Source organism: Mesorhizobium sp. M0060 (genome assembly GCF_040323155.1).
Taxonomy (GTDB): Bacteria; Pseudomonadota; Alphaproteobacteria; order Rhizobiales; family Rhizobiaceae; genus Mesorhizobium.
Genome location: NZ_JAMYUP010000014.1, coordinates 43,965 through 57,443, shown reverse-complemented (window position 1 = coordinate 57,443; position 13,479 = coordinate 43,965). Strand labels below are relative to the sequence as shown.

General features: G+C 62.7%; 12 protein-coding genes. 8 read left to right on the top strand and 4 right to left on the bottom strand.

Going from position 1 to position 13,479, the window contains the following annotated elements:
* Positions 1-30 precede the first annotated feature (30 nt).
* Positions 31-273 carry an SMc00767 family acetate metabolism repressor gene (locus NKJ94_RS15980; RefSeq protein ID WP_352526326.1) on the top strand — a complete coding sequence of 81 codons (243 nt, stop codon included), beginning with the start codon at positions 31-33 and terminating at the stop codon, positions 271-273.
* A 64-nt stretch (positions 274-337) separates the two neighbouring features.
* Here NKJ94_RS15980 and NKJ94_RS15975 read toward each other — a convergent pair whose 3' ends face one another.
* Positions 338-799, bottom strand: coding sequence for a RidA family protein (locus NKJ94_RS15975; protein WP_352526325.1), 462 nt, complete (start codon positions 797-799; stop codon positions 338-340).
* Positions 800-1,228: 429 nt separating this feature from the next.
* On the opposite strand from NKJ94_RS15975, the gene NKJ94_RS15970 reads away from it, so the two are divergent.
* Complete coding sequence (locus NKJ94_RS15970) at positions 1,229-1,618, top strand: ANTAR domain-containing protein (protein WP_352526324.1); 390 nt, start codon at positions 1,229-1,231, stop codon at positions 1,616-1,618.
* A gap of 33 nt (positions 1,619-1,651) precedes the next feature.
* Here NKJ94_RS15970 and NKJ94_RS15965 read toward each other — a convergent pair whose 3' ends face one another.
* Positions 1,652-2,368 carry an HAD family hydrolase gene (locus NKJ94_RS15965; protein ID WP_352526322.1) on the bottom strand — a complete coding sequence of 239 codons (717 nt, stop codon included), beginning with the start codon at positions 2,366-2,368 and terminating at the stop codon, positions 1,652-1,654.
* A 168-nt stretch (positions 2,369-2,536) separates the two neighbouring features.
* Here NKJ94_RS15965 and NKJ94_RS15960 point away from each other — a divergent pair, with 168 nt between their 5' ends.
* From NKJ94_RS15960 to NKJ94_RS15950, 3 genes are all read left to right on the top strand, one after another.
* A complete protein-coding gene (locus NKJ94_RS15960) occupies positions 2,537-3,970 on the top strand; it encodes a glutamine synthetase family protein (protein WP_352526320.1) in 1,434 nt (477 codons plus the stop codon).
* A gap of 128 nt (positions 3,971-4,098) precedes the next feature.
* Positions 4,099-5,385: an NAD(P)/FAD-dependent oxidoreductase gene (locus NKJ94_RS15955; protein WP_352526319.1), complete on the top strand. Its 1,287-nt coding sequence runs from the start codon at positions 4,099-4,101 to the stop codon at positions 5,383-5,385.
* Between the two features lie 366 nt (positions 5,386-5,751).
* Positions 5,752-6,444, top strand: coding sequence for an SH3 domain-containing protein (locus NKJ94_RS15950; RefSeq protein ID WP_352526318.1), 693 nt, complete (start codon positions 5,752-5,754; stop codon positions 6,442-6,444).
* Positions 6,445-6,512: 68 nt separating this feature from the next.
* Here the strand turns inward: NKJ94_RS15950 and NKJ94_RS15945 are convergent, their stop codons facing one another.
* Positions 6,513-7,259, bottom strand: coding sequence for an SDR family oxidoreductase (locus NKJ94_RS15945; RefSeq protein ID WP_352526316.1), 747 nt, complete (start codon positions 7,257-7,259; stop codon positions 6,513-6,515).
* 274 nt (positions 7,260-7,533) lie between these two features.
* On the opposite strand from NKJ94_RS15945, the gene zwf reads away from it, so the two are divergent.
* The 3 genes from zwf to edd all read left to right on the top strand — a co-directional run bounded on the left by zwf (position 7,534) and on the right by edd (position 11,602).
* The gene (gene zwf, locus NKJ94_RS15940) at positions 7,534-9,003 is read left to right on the top strand and encodes a glucose-6-phosphate dehydrogenase (RefSeq protein ID WP_352526315.1); all 1,470 of its coding nucleotides are present in this window, start codon (positions 7,534-7,536) and stop codon (positions 9,001-9,003) included.
* Positions 8,985-9,704 (top strand): 6-phosphogluconolactonase, encoded by a 720-nt coding sequence (gene pgl / locus NKJ94_RS15935; RefSeq protein ID WP_352526314.1) that lies wholly within the window; start codon positions 8,985-8,987, stop codon positions 9,702-9,704. Before zwf ends, pgl begins: the two co-directional genes overlap by 19 nt.
* A 74-nt stretch (positions 9,705-9,778) precedes the next feature.
* Complete coding sequence (gene edd / locus NKJ94_RS15930) at positions 9,779-11,602, top strand: phosphogluconate dehydratase (RefSeq protein WP_352526313.1); 1,824 nt, start codon at positions 9,779-9,781, stop codon at positions 11,600-11,602.
* A 99-nt stretch (positions 11,603-11,701) separates the two neighbouring features.
* Here edd and NKJ94_RS15925 read toward each other — a convergent pair whose 3' ends face one another.
* Positions 11,702-13,369, bottom strand: coding sequence for a vWA domain-containing protein (locus tag NKJ94_RS15925; protein WP_352526312.1), 1,668 nt, complete (start codon positions 13,367-13,369; stop codon positions 11,702-11,704).
* Positions 13,370-13,479: the final 110 nt, after the last annotated feature.

Genomic DNA, 13,479 nt, shown 5'->3' with positions numbered 1-13,479 from the left:
AACAGGCATGGCAACACAGGGAGAAGACCAATGGCATCGATAAGCCGCGTCAAGGAACGGGCCGAAGAGCAGGCCACCAGCATGAATGTCGACCAACAGGCGACCATCCGCATGCTGGCGAATGACCTGCACAGGCTCAATCAGTCGGTGATGAAGGCTGTCGAGGCTGGCGTCTCGGTCGAGCTGGTGCGCTCAGCACGGCACCATGGCGGTGACGGCAACTGGGGCGACCTGCTGATCCCGGTGATCGTCACGCAACGGAGCCACGGCTGATGAACTTCTACAGCGCCGCGCCTTTTGAACGCATGCTATCGCACCTCACAAGCCGCGGCTCTGCCTAGTCCGGCAGAGCCGCGAGTGCAACAATTTCAATGACAAGGTCGGGATGCGCAAGCGCTGCAACTCCAATCACTTCCGAGGGCGGCGGGTTGTTGTAGCTGCAGTGCTTCGGGCAGTGCTCGGCAAAGAACTCGTCCAAGATGTCCAGGCGAAAATTGGGAGAGCTCAGAACACCGCCATCGGGAAATGGTCCCTTAACGAAGAAGCTCAGCCTGATGAGATATTCGAGTGCACTGCCGAGCTCCTCCAGATCTGATTTGATGTTCGTGAGAATTTCGCGCCACTGCGCGGCTGCATCGCCGACGGCGCCACCTCCGCTTTTGCCGATCGGATCATAGTTCTCGGCGGTCGCAGTGTGTCCGGAAAGGTAGACAAATCCCTTTGCGCCGGTAACGACCGTACCCTTTCCCCACGGCATCAACCGGCCATTTTTAAATTTCTTGTGAGTCACGAGGTCCATTGTCATCCCCCTCGCTCAAAGAGACGTGCTTAGCCAACGAGGAAGGATAGTCCGGCGAGGCGATACGACAAGCTCGCGACCGACTTGCCTCGCCTTCGTCCAACCTGCGTCAATCCTGCTGTGGCTGCGAGTTGATGCGTTCGCGCCTCAAAGCCAAACTTCGCTGAGGCCTGCCCAGTTGTGGGGTCGACTTTGCCTTTCCAGCGGCGGCAGAGAACAGCACTTAATTTTAATTTTAGTGTTTCTTGCGATATTCTCCTCATGTGCCATTTCAGCTTGACATGAGCAGCGATCTCACGCCAATTACCCGTCAAGTTTCAACCCTGCATTGAAACATTGAACAACGGCCTGCCCTCCATGTGCCCAGCGAATCGCGATATCGACACTGCAAAACAGCTGGCTTTCGGTAGCCGGGACGTGGAGACCGGGATGCGCCCGGATTTCTCGCGGGTGCTGGTAGTCGGAAAATCACCGATCAACCGGGTCGTGGTTTCGAAGATCGTGGAGCGGTCCGGCCTCAAACCGATCTCGGAAACTCCCGAAACCGCGGCAAAGGCCTTGCACGCACTGGTTCCCGGCACTGTCGTTCTCGACGGCGGAGCGGAGAACGGGGACTGCGACGCCTTGCTGACGGGCATCGATGCACTGCGGAGGGCGTCAGGCAAATCGCTTCCGTCGGTAATCCTGCTTTCAGTCAAGACCGGCACTCCGGAGACCCTGGGCCTGTCGAGCGTCATCGATGCGGTGGTCGTCAAGCCGATCACCACCGAACGGCTGCAGCCGGTGATCGACCGGCTGGTCGGGCTCGGCCGCAACTGACCTCTTACCGCGACGCGTCGACTGCAGACCTGATCAATCAATCTCGCCGATACGCTCGATCAGGCCTGGCAGTTCACCGAGATTGGCTATCTGGCGAAAGCGTGGTGCCGTGACCGGCGGCTCGACATGTTCCAGCACCCAGGTCAGCTCATGCGGCACGTGGATGCCCCAACTGCCCGCTTCGATGGCCGGCACGACGTCCGATTTGAGCGAGTTGCCGACCATCATGCTCTTTTCCGGGCCATCGCCGTGGCGGCTGAAGATGCGGCTATAGGTGGCAGCGCTCTTGTCGCTGACGATTTCGACCGCATGAAACAGCTCGCCCAGTCCGGATTGCGCGAGCTTGCGTTCCTGGTCGAACAGGTCGCCCTTGGTGATCAGCACCAGGCGGTAGGCGCCGGCCAGCTTTTCCACGGTTTCGCGCGCATGGGGAAGCGGCTCGATCGGATGGCTGAGCATCTCGCGGCCCGCGGCGAGAATTTCGGCGATGGTTGAGGCCGGCACCTGGCCTTCGGTGACCTCGATCGCCGTCTCGATCATCGACAGCGTAAATCCCTTGATGCCGAAGCCGTAGACCGCAAGGTTGCGCTTCTCGGCCTCCAGCAATCTTGCCGAAATCCGGTCCTCCTCGGCGCGGTCGGCGAGCAGCACGGCAAAGCGCTTCTCGGTCATGCGGAAGAACTGTTCGTTCTGCCACAGCGTGTCATCGGCATCGAAGCCGATCGTCGTCAGTTTGCGGTTGTGTTGCATTCGGTGTGTTCAATTGCGGCGTTGCGGGAGGCCGACCCTAGACCAGGATGTTTTTATCCGGAAGCCGTTCTGTTCCCCGGGTATCGAGGCGGGACGCCAGCCGGCTGCCCTTCCCTTTCGTGGCCGGCAACGGCTATACTCCACAATCTGCAACAAATCTGGTGATTGATGCCGCCTGCAAAAAAAGAAGTCCGTCCGTCGAGCCGCGGAGGACGCGCCCGCACGCCTGCCTTCGTGAAAAACCAACGCGGCGTCAAGAACTGGAAGGAAGTCAGCGCCTGGCTGGAATGGCGCGGCATCGAAGACATCGAATGCATCACACCCGACCAGGCCGGGGTTGCGCGCGGCAAGATGATGCCGTCGAAGAAATTCACCTCCAACACCTCGCTGGCGCTGCCTTCGGCGGTGTTCATGACAACGATTTCCGGCGGCTACCCGGAGGACGGCAACGGCTTTCACTATCCGGAGGACGACGGCGACCTCAAGCTGATGCCTGATCTCTCGACGCTGACGGTGGTGCCGTGGGAGGAGGACCCGACGGCGGCGGTCATCTGCGACCTCGTCCACCAGGACGGCCGCTCGGTCGAATTCACACCGCGCAACGTGCTGAAGCGTGTGCTTGCCGCCTATGACAGACGCGGACTGAGACCGGTGGTGGCGCCCGAGATCGAGTTTTACCTGGTGCGCAAGAATCCCGATCCGGACTACCCGCTGACCCCGCCTGTCGGACGCTCCGGGCGGCCGATCGGCGGCGGCGCCGGCTATTCGATCGCCGGCGTCAACGAATTCGACGAACTGATCGACGACATCTACCATTTCTCCGAAAGCCAGGGCCTGGAGATAGACACGCTGATCCACGAGGAAGGCGCCGGCCAGCTCGAAATCAATCTGCGCCATGGCGATCCGATCGAGCTCGCCGACCAGGTGTTCATGTTCAAGCGCACAATTCGCGAGGCGGCGCTGAAGCACGAAATCTACGCCACCTTCATGGCCAAGCCGATCCAGGGGCAGCCCGGTTCTGCCATGCATATCCATCAATCGATCATCGACAAGAAGACCGGCAAGAACATCTTTTCGGCGGAGGACGGCTCGGAGACCGACGCCTTCTTCCACTTCATCGGCGGCATGCAGAAACATGTGCCGAACGCGCTGGTGATGTTCGCGCCCTATGTCAATTCCTACCGGCGGCTGACGCAGGCGGCCTCGGCGCCGGTCAACAACAAATGGGGCTACGACAACCGCACCACCGCCTTCCGCGTGCCGCGCTCCGACCCGGCAGCGCGGCGCGTCGAAAACCGCATCCCTTCCTCCGACGCCAATCCCTATCTGGCGCTGGCCGCATCGCTCGCCTGCGGGCTGATCGGCATGACCAACAAGATCAAGGCCGAGCCGCCGGTACTGACGACCGCCAATGAGGATGAGATCGACCTGCCGCGCGGCCTGCTCGAAGCCGTCGACCTGTTCGAGGCCGACGAGGAACTCTGCGCCCTGCTCGGCAAGTCGTTTGCCGCCACCTATGCGGCGATCAAGCGAGCGGAATTCGAGACCTTTATGGAAGTGATCAGCCCATGGGAGCGGGAGTATTTGCTGCTGAATGTGTGAGTGGCGACTTTGTCGCGTGAATGGTGAATAGTGAATGGTGAATAGTTTCATATTGGACGGATGAACGCAGACAGTGCGCTTTCGCAAAGCCGTTCACCATTCACTATTCACCATTCACTGGCGTTCCCATGTCCTACCAATCCCCAATCTCCCCCGGCCGCTCCTGGTACGAGGACACGGCCGGGCCAAGACGAGAATATCCGGCGCTCGACGGCGACCGGACGTGCGATGTCGTGATCGTCGGCGGCGGCTTTACCGGCCTGTCGGCTGCGGTCCATCTCGCCAAGACAGGCGCGGATGTCGTTCTGATCGAAACGCATCGTTTCGGTGACGGCGCATCGGGCCGTAATGGCGGCCAGCTTGGCACCGGACAACGGGCCTGGGCAGAGGAACTTGAGGCGGAATACGGCTTTTCCCGCGCCAAGGCGCTGTTCGACCTGGCCGAAGAGGCCAAGGCGCATCTCCTCGACTTCGCTGCCGTCAACCAGATCGAGATCGACTATATGCCCGGCCAAATGTCGGTGGCGCACAAGAAGCGCTATGTCGACGACTATAAGACGCATGCCGAGATCATGGCGAACCGGTTCGGCTATCCGCACATCTCATTCATGGACGCCGCGGAGACCGCCGAGCGGCTGGGCTCGACGCATTATTTCGGCGGCACCCGCGACACAGGCACTGGCCACATCCATCCGCTGAAGCTGGTGATCGGCACCGCAAAAGTCGCGGCAGAGGCCGGCGCAAAGCTGTTCGAGCAGACGCCGTCGACCGGCGTCACCTCCGACGGCGGCAAGGTGAGGGTGACGACGCCGAAGGGTACGATCACCGCCGGCAAATGCCTGATCGGGGTCAATGCCTATGGCGGCACGCTCGAACCGGTGAGTGCCGCGCATATCATGCCGATCGGTTCCTTCATCGGGGCGACGGTACCGCTGGGAGCCGATTCCAAAGTGTTGCCGGGTGGCGAGGCGGTCGACGATTCGCGCTTCGTCGTGCGCTATTTCCGCAAATCGAAGGATGGGCGGCTGCTGTTTGGCGGGCGCGAGATCTACGCGGTCAACGATCCCAAGGACATCCACATCCACATCCGCCGGCAGATCGCCGAGATCTATCCGGCACTGAAGGACGTCGAGATCACCCATGGCTGGGGCGGCTATGTCGGCATCACAATGCCGAGAAAACCGTTCGTGCGCGAAGTGATGCCCAATGTGATCTCGATCGGCGGCTATTCCGGCCACGGCGTCATGCTGTCGAACTTTTTCGGCAAGCTTTATGCCGAGACGGTCGCCGGCAACCGCGACCGGCTGAAGCTGATGGAGGATTTGAAGATCCCACCCTTCCCCGGCGGTCGGCGTTTCCGCGCGCCACTGCTCTTTCTCGCGCTCAACTGGTACGCGTTGCGGGACAGGATTTAACCAGACGTTGCAGAATCCTTAACCAGAGCGCAGAATTCGCGCCAAGGGCGCAGTGATGCCACAATCGCGGGCGAAAGAAGATGCTCGTGGGCAGCTGAACGGGGAATTTTTGCGGGTCTGCCCGCTTTTGGTTTGGGACCGATGCCGATCGATTGCCGGCTCTCCGGCATGGGTCGTAAGAACATCGGCCCGCAAATGGAGGTGGCAAGAGTGAGAGAGCCCTTCAGTTTCGGCGCGCCGGAACGACGGCGCCTTGCGATGCAATTCGGTTATGATATGCGGCCGACGTTCTGGCAGGGGGTCCGGTCGAACGCGCATCTGGTGATAGCTGCGCTTGGCACGGCAGCTCTGCTCGGCGTTGCCGCGGTGGCGCTGTGGCTGGCATTGCCGGCAAATGAGCGACAGGCGGCCGCGAGCCCGGAGCAGACCGTTCCGACCATTCCGGTCAAGACGACGAAGATCGCGCCTGCCAAGGTTGCTGCGGCGCCGCGGGCGACGGGCAAAGCCGACGCGGTTTCCTCGGCGGTGGCCGCCGCGGAAGCCGAGATACCGGCGCTGGCTCCTAACGATCCACGCTGGACGGGGCCAAAGACCACATCAGCGGCCGCCACGGCAGCATCCGACCAGTTGGCAAGCCAGACCGAGCAGGCGGCCGACAAATCGTCTGCGGGGGCGGCATTCGCCGACCCGGCAGCGAAACCCGACGCTGCAGCATTGTTTGCCAAGGTGGCGGCTCCCGGCAGCTCGACGAAAAACGCCGGGCCCGACGGCGCGCAGACCGCCGCCATCCCCACGCCCAAGCCGCCGGCAGCGCAGTCCGCGAGCGAAGACGACAACAGCAGCACCAAGACAAAATCCGGGAAGGCGAACGCTGCCGGTACCGGACGCATCCTGAGATCAGTCACAATGCGGATCGGCCCGAAGAAGAATGCGGCCGCCATTCTCACGGTGCCTGCCAAGACCTCGGTGCAAGTGATGAGTTGCAAACAATGGTGCCAGATCGTCTACAACGGCAAGCGCGGCTGGGTCTACAAGAGCTACATCAAAACCGGGGCGTAAGGCCGGCAGAGCGATCGCGGCTCGGATCGCTCCCCGTCAGTCCGGCTTTCGCCGGATGACCGGACTGTTCAAATGCAGCGCCCGCCGTCGACTTCCAGCGCCACGCCGGTGATGAAAACCGCCTCGTCCGATGCGAGCCACAGCGCAGCATTGGCCACGTCAAGCGGCGTCGAAAGCCGGCCGAGCGGGATCGATGCGCGGAACTTCTCGCGGATTTCGGGTGTGTCGGCGCCCATGAATTTCTCGAGCATGCCGGTCTCGCCGGCAACCGGGCAGAGACAGTTGACTCGGATGTTCTTCGGCGCGAGCTCGACCGCCATCGATTTGGCCGCGGTGATCGCCCAGCCTTTCGATGCGTTGTACCAGGTAAGACCAGGCCGCGGCCTGATACCGGCCGTGGAGGCCGTCGTCAGGATGACGCCGCCGCCTTGCCGCTCCATGATTGGCACCACGGCCAGCGCGGCGTGGTAGATCGCCTTCATGTTGACGGAAATGATCAGGTCGAAGGTCGCCTCGTCGACTTCCAGCATGTCACCATTGCGATGAGTGTAGCCGGCATTGTTGACCATGATGTCGATGCGGCCGAAAGCGCTCATCGCCGCACGGACCATCTCATCGAATTCGGAACGCAGCGAGACGTCGGTCTGAGTCCAGATCGCCTTTTCGCCGATCTCGCCGGCGACGCGCTCCGCGCCCTTGGCGTTCAGATCGGCGACGACTACTCGCGCGCCCTCCTCGGCAAAGCGCCTGGCCATGCCCTCGCCAAAGCCCGAGGCAGCGCCGGTGATGATGGCGACCTTGTTTTCCAGACGCATGCTTTTCTCACTTATCATTGACGACGACCGACGGCAGGTTTGGCCATGGCCATCGAAAGATGTGGGTCCATTGCCGATTTCTCCTTTGGCTTTCGCCTCGATCCCGCTCTATGCTGCACCTGCGAAGGCTCCCAGAAGCATCGCTTGCCGACAAGCCTCCGGGTGGCGCCGGTGTCAAGAGCACACGCGGATGTGACGGAATGGCACTGGAACACTTAAATCGATTAGATTATATCAGCCGCGTTATCGCGCCCGGCGTCAGAGCGGACAGACCATGACCAGCCAGATCATCCCCGTCGACCCTTTCGACTTCATCATTTTCGGCGGCACCGGCGATCTGTCGGAACGCAAGCTTCTGCCGTCGCTGTACTATCGCCAGCGCGACCACCAGTTTTCCGAACCGACGCGCATCATCGGCACGTCGCGCTCGAAGATGACCGACGAGGAATTCCAGTCTTTCGCCAGGCAAGCGATTGCCGACCATGTGAAGCCTGCCGATATCGACGCTACCGAACTGAAGACGTTCCTCGCACGGCTCTCTTATGTCCCGGCCGACGCGACCACAGGTGCTGGCTTCGACAGGCTGAAGAAGGCAATCGGCAACAGCGAACATATCCGCGCTTTCTATCTGGCGGTGGCGCCGGCGCTGTTCGGTGACATCTCGCACAAGCTGAAGGAACACGGGCTGATCACGCCGAATTCGCGCATCGTGCTGGAAAAGCCGATCGGCCGCGATCTCGCCTCGGCGCGCGCGCTCAACGATTTGGTCGGCGACGACTTCCATGAAAGCCAGATTTTCCGCATCGACCACTATCTCGGCAAGGAGACCGTGCAGAACCTGATGGCACTGCGCTTTGCCAATGCGCTTTACGAGCCGCTGTGGAACTCCGCCAATGTCGATCATGTGCAGATCACCGTGGCCGAGACGGTCGGCCTGGAAGACCGCGTCACTTATTACGACAAGGCCGGCGCATTGCGCGACATGGTGCAGAACCACATGCTGCAGCTGCTCTGCCTCGTCGCCATGGAAGCGCCGTCGTCGATGGACGCCGATGCCGTCCGTGACGAAAAGCTGAAAGTGTTGCGGGCGCTGAAGCGCATCAACGGCAACGAAGCGCCCAAGCACACGGTGCGCGGGCAATACCGTGCCGGCGCCTCGGCCGGCGGGCCGGTGAAAGGCTATGTCGAGGAGCTCGGCAAGAATAGCAACACCGAGACCTTCGTTGCGCTCAAGGCCGAGATCGGCAACTGGCGCTGGGCGGGCGTGCCGTTCTACCTCCGGACCGGCAAGCGGCTGGCGACCCGCGTTTCGGAGATCGTCATCGAATTCAGGCCAATCCCGCATTCGATCTTCGGCGACAGCGCCGGACCGATCTTCGCCAATCAGCTGGTGATCAGGCTGCAGCCCGACGAAGGCGTCAAGCAGTTCATCATGATCAAAGATCCCGGGCCGGGCGGCATGCGGCTGCGCCAGATTCCGCTCGACATGAGCTTCGCGCTATCCTTCGGCGCGCGCGCGCCCGATGCCTATGAGCGGCTGATCATGGATGTCATCCGTGGCAACCAGACGCTGTTCATGCGCCGCGACGAGGTCGAGGCGGCGTGGAAATGGATCGACCCGATCCAGAACGCCTGGGAGAACGCTAGGCAGGAAGCGCAAAGCTACACCGCCGGCACATGGGGGCCATCGGCCTCCATTGCGCTGATCGAACGCGACGGGCGGACATGGCACGAGAGCAATTGAGCGACGCCGCCGCCTATACGTGGCACGAATTTGCCGAACGCCAGCAGCTGGCGGCAGCACTTGCCGGCCACGTCGCCGGCCGCCTGTCAAAGGCAATCGCGGCGCGCGGCACGGCATTTCTCGCCGTCTCCGGGGGCACCACGCCGGCGAAATTCTTCACGGCGCTTTCCAACATTCCGATCGCCTGGGACAAGGTCAAGGTGACACTGGTCGACGAGCGTTTCGTGCCGGCGTCGTCGCCGCGATCCAATGCCGGCCTGGTGGCCGCCAACTTGCTGCAGAACGCGGCCGCCGCCGCAAATTTCGTTCCCCTCTACCATGAGGCGACAAGCGTCGAGGATGCGGCGGTCTCCGACAGCAAGGCGCTGCAATCGCTGCCTTGGCCGCTCGACGTCGTCGTGCTCGGCATGGGAACCGACGGCCACACCGCCTCGTTCTTTCCGGATGCCGACGAACTAGCAAAATTGCTCGACCCGTCTTCCCAAAGGATCGTGCTGCCGGTTCACGCGGCAAGCGCCGGCGAGCCGCGGCTGACGCTGTCGCTGGCACGGATCGTCGAAGCCAATCTTCTCGCACTGCACATCGAAAGCGAAGACAAGCGCGAGGCATTCGAGAGCGCGATGGCATCGGGAACACGAAAGCCCATTCGTGCTGTGCTCGATGCAGCCGAGAGGCCCGTAGAGGTTTTCTGGGCACCCTGATTTCGAACTTGGCTGCAGGTCCCGGCATCCAACCGGAAGTGTTTGCGGGACCTCGCCTGAAAGGACTGATCGCCATGACCGCAAGACGCGACATCGAAGCCATCACCCAGCGCATCCGCGAGCGCTCCAAGCCCGGTCGCGAGGCCTATCTCGGCCGCATCGCCGAAGCCTCGAACCGCACCGCCAACCGGGCCGTGCTGTCCTGCGGCAACCTGGCCCATGGCTTTGCCGTCTGCAGTCCATCCGAAAAGGTGGCGCTTGGCGGCGACCGGGTGCCGAACCTCGGCATCATCACCTCCTATAACGACATGCTGTCGGCGCATCAGCCTTTCGAGACGTTTCCGGCGCTGATCAAGGACGCGGCACGCGAGGCCGGCGGCATTGCCCAGGTGGCCGGCGGCGTGCCGGCGATGTGCGACGGCGTAACCCAGGGCCAGCCCGGAATGGAGCTGTCACTGTTCTCGCGCGACGTGATCGCCATGGCCGCGGCAATCGGCCTGTCGCACAACATGTTCGACGCCGCCGTCTATCTCGGCGTCTGCGATAAGATCGTGCCGGGGCTGGTGATCGCGGCGCTGACCTTCGGCCATCTGCCTGCCGTGTTCATCCCGGCGGGACCGATGACGACCGGCCTGCCCAACGATGAAAAAGCCAAGATCCGCCAGCTTTATGCAGAAGGCAAAGCGGGGCGCGCCGAACTGCTCGAAGCAGAATCCAAATCCTATCACGGGCCGGGAACCTGCACTTTCTACGGCACCGCCAATTCCAACCAGATGCTGATGGAGATCATGGGCCTGCACACCCCTGGCGCCTCGTTCGTCAATCCGGGCACGCCGCTGCGCGACGCGCTGACCAGGGAAGCGACCAAGCGGGCGCTGGCGATCACCGCGCTCGGCAACGCCTACACGCCGGTCGGGCGGATGATCGACGAGCGCTCGATCGTCAACGGCATCGTCGGCCTGCACGCCACCGGCGGTTCGACCAACCACACCATCCACCTGATCGCCATGGCGGCAGCGGCCGGCATCGCCATTACCTGGCAGGACATTTCCGACATCTCGGAAGCAGTGCCGCTGCTGGCGAGGGTCTATCCGAACGGCCTTGCCGACGTAAACCACTTCCACGCCGCGGGCGGGCTCGGCTTCCTGATCCGCGAACTCCTCGACGCAGGCATCCTGCACGAGGATGTGCAGACGGTGTGGGGCGAAGGGCTGCGCCCCTACGCGGTTGAGGCCAAGCTCGGCGCCGACGGCGGCGTCGTGCGCGAGGCCTCGCCGCGCGAGAGCGGCGACGAGAAGGTGCTGGCGCCGTTCAAGAAGGCGTTCCAGCCGAGCGGCGGGCTGAAGGTACTTTCAGGCAATCTCGGCCATGCCGTCATCAAGACCTCGGCGGTCAAGCCGGAGCGGCGCATCATCGAAGCGCCGGCCAAGGTTTTCGATAGCCAGCAAGGGCTGAACGAGGCGTTCAAGGCGGGGTCGCTGACCGGCGACTTCATCGCCGTCATCCGGTTCCAGGGCCCAAAGGCCAACGGCATGCCGGAATTGCACAGGCTGACCACAGTGCTCGGCATCCTACAGGACCGCGGCCAGCATGTGGCGCTGGTCACCGACGGGCGCATGTCAGGCGCTTCCGGCAAGGTGCCGGCGGCGATCCACGTGACGCCGGAAGCGGCGGAGGACGGGCCGATCGCCAGGATCCATAACGGCGATATCATCAAGCTCGACGCCGAGGCCGGAACGCTGGAGGTGCTGGTGCCGGCCGGCGATTTCGCACTGCGGCGAGCAGCGGACAGCGACCTCATAGGCAATGAATTCGGCTTCGGCCGCGAGCTTTTCGCCGGGTTCCGGCAGATGGTTGGGCGCGCCGACCACGGCGCGAGCGCCTTCGGAACGGCGTGACCGTTTTCGGCATGAGAAAGAGCGGCTGGTGGCCGCCCTATCTATTGTTTTAGCCGCATTTCTACGACGCCAACTGATTCCACTTGGCTGCAAAATGCTCTATTGAACCGTCAGCTCGGCTCGCGCGCCGGCCCTGACCGTTACCGTGCCTTCCTTCGAGCTGTTGTCCGATTTCTCCGAAACCACCGCGTAGTCGCCAGCCGAAAGGGTGGCCTGATACTTCTGGTCATAGGCGTAGCCGACCGACTTGCGGGTTCCGTCGATGTCCTTCTTGGCCTCGAAAACCTCGATCTTCGAGGCGCCTGGCGCGGTGATCGCCAGCACGCCGGCGTTCATGGCAACCTTCAGGTCCTGATGTTCGCCAATCTTGACACTGAACGGCTGCTCGGCCACCGCGAGATCAACCGTCGCGATCATTATATAATTGTCGGGCGGCAGATCGAACTTGCTGTCGGGACCGTAGGCATAAGTCACCTCCTGCCTGGTTCCGTCGACCTGCTTTTTCGCCTGGAGCACCTTGAAGCCGACGCCCGAACCCTCGGCCTTGTCGCCACCGGCAGCATAATAGGCGTTGGCGACCACACGCCCGACGCCGACGATGATGTGCTTGTCGATGACCCTGCCGGCAGCAAGCGGGATCGTCTCGGTGACCACGCCCTGGCCGATCGTGACGGTCACCTTCTCGTCGCCGGCCGGCAGCACGACTTTCGTGTCGCCATAATAGGTCGGCGGCGTGTCGACGCCCGGATAGGCGATCACGACAGCCGCGCCGTCGTCGACGTCCGCCCCTTCGCTTGGCCTGGGGTGGATGACCAGCGTGCCGGCATTCAAGGTGAAGAGCGGTTTGGCGACCTGGCCCGGCTCGATCCTGATCTTCTGTTCGGCCTTGGCCTCGCCGGCGCGCGCGACGACGATATAGTCGCCCGGCTCCAGATTGCCCTTGTAGCGGCCGTATTCGGTGGTGACGGGATCGCCGCGCGTGCCGTCGGAATTTGCCTTGTAGATTTCCCAGGCATTGCCGTCGGTGACGGGGTCGCCACCTTGGGCAAGCACGACGGTCGGCACGAAATTGAATTCCGCCGGCTGAGCGGGCGCCGGCTGGGGAGCAGGCTGCGGGGCGGGAGCCGGTTCAGGAGCCGGTGGCGGCGGCGCAACGGTCTCGACGAGGGCATCCTGCAACGCCTTCTCGTCGGACACCTGGATGTATTTGCCGCCGGTGTTGTCGGCGAGGCAAGCGACCTGCTTGCCTTCGGCAGCCGTCAAGCCGAAGCCGACGACGTCGACGGTGAAGTCGACGCCGGCAGCCTCCAGTTCCTTGCCGAGCGCACAGGGATCGCCGTTGCACGTCTCGATGCCATCGGTGATGAGAACGACCGTCGCCTTGTCTTCCCTGTATTTCAACGATTCCGCCGCTTGCTTGACGGCGGCGGTCAGCGGCGTCTTACCTTGAAATTTCAAGCTGTCGGCCGCGGCTGAAATCGCGCTTGCCGAGCCTGCCTGCGGCGCCACAATGAGTTCGATGTCGTCGCAACTGGCCTTCTCGCGATGGCCATAGGCCATGAAGCCGATTTCCTCGTCTGCCGGGACCGACTGCAGCACGGCTCGCAGCGATTCACGGGCGATTTCGAGCTTGGGCTTGCCGTCGATCTGCGCCCACATCGAGCCGGAGGCATCGAGAATGACGATGACGCGGTCGGCGGCAAAGCCGAGCCCCGTCATCCACAGCAGCAGGGCCGCCGCAGCGACGCTCCGTGCAAATGCCGCCATAAAGATCTCCCCCTCGGTCGCCGCCGCCCGGCGCGGGAAAGCTATTTGACGCCGCGTCGCGACACAAGCCCGGATGGAGCACGAAGCTGCATCGCCAACTGCGCCAAACC

Bases quoted from the DNA above. Each gene is read 5' to 3' on its own strand.
- NKJ94_RS15980 (WP_352526326.1), top strand. From the start codon at position 31: ATGGCATCGATAAGCCGCGTCAAGGAACGGGCCGAAGAGCAGGCCACC.
- NKJ94_RS15975 (WP_352526325.1), bottom strand. From the start codon at position 799: ATGGACCTCGTGACTCACAAGAAATTTAAAAATGGCCGGTTGATGCCG.
- pgl (WP_352526314.1), top strand. From the start codon at position 8,985: ATGGCACGAGAGCAATTGAGCGACGCCGCCGCCTATACGTGGCACGAA.
- NKJ94_RS15965 (WP_352526322.1), bottom strand. From the start codon at position 2,368: ATGCAACACAACCGCAAACTGACGACGATCGGCTTCGATGCCGATGAC.
- NKJ94_RS15925 (WP_352526312.1), bottom strand. From the start codon at position 13,369: ATGGCGGCATTTGCACGGAGCGTCGCTGCGGCGGCCCTGCTGCTGTGG.
- NKJ94_RS15955 (WP_352526319.1), top strand. From the start codon at position 4,099: ATGTCCTACCAATCCCCAATCTCCCCCGGCCGCTCCTGGTACGAGGAC.
- NKJ94_RS15960 (WP_352526320.1), top strand. From the start codon at position 2,537: ATGCCGCCTGCAAAAAAAGAAGTCCGTCCGTCGAGCCGCGGAGGACGC.
- NKJ94_RS15945 (WP_352526316.1), bottom strand. From the start codon at position 7,259: ATGCGTCTGGAAAACAAGGTCGCCATCATCACCGGCGCTGCCTCGGGC.
- NKJ94_RS15970 (WP_352526324.1), top strand. From the start codon at position 1,229: ATGCGCCCGGATTTCTCGCGGGTGCTGGTAGTCGGAAAATCACCGATC.
- zwf (WP_352526315.1), top strand. From the start codon at position 7,534: ATGACCAGCCAGATCATCCCCGTCGACCCTTTCGACTTCATCATTTTC.
- edd (WP_352526313.1), top strand. From the start codon at position 9,779: ATGACCGCAAGACGCGACATCGAAGCCATCACCCAGCGCATCCGCGAG.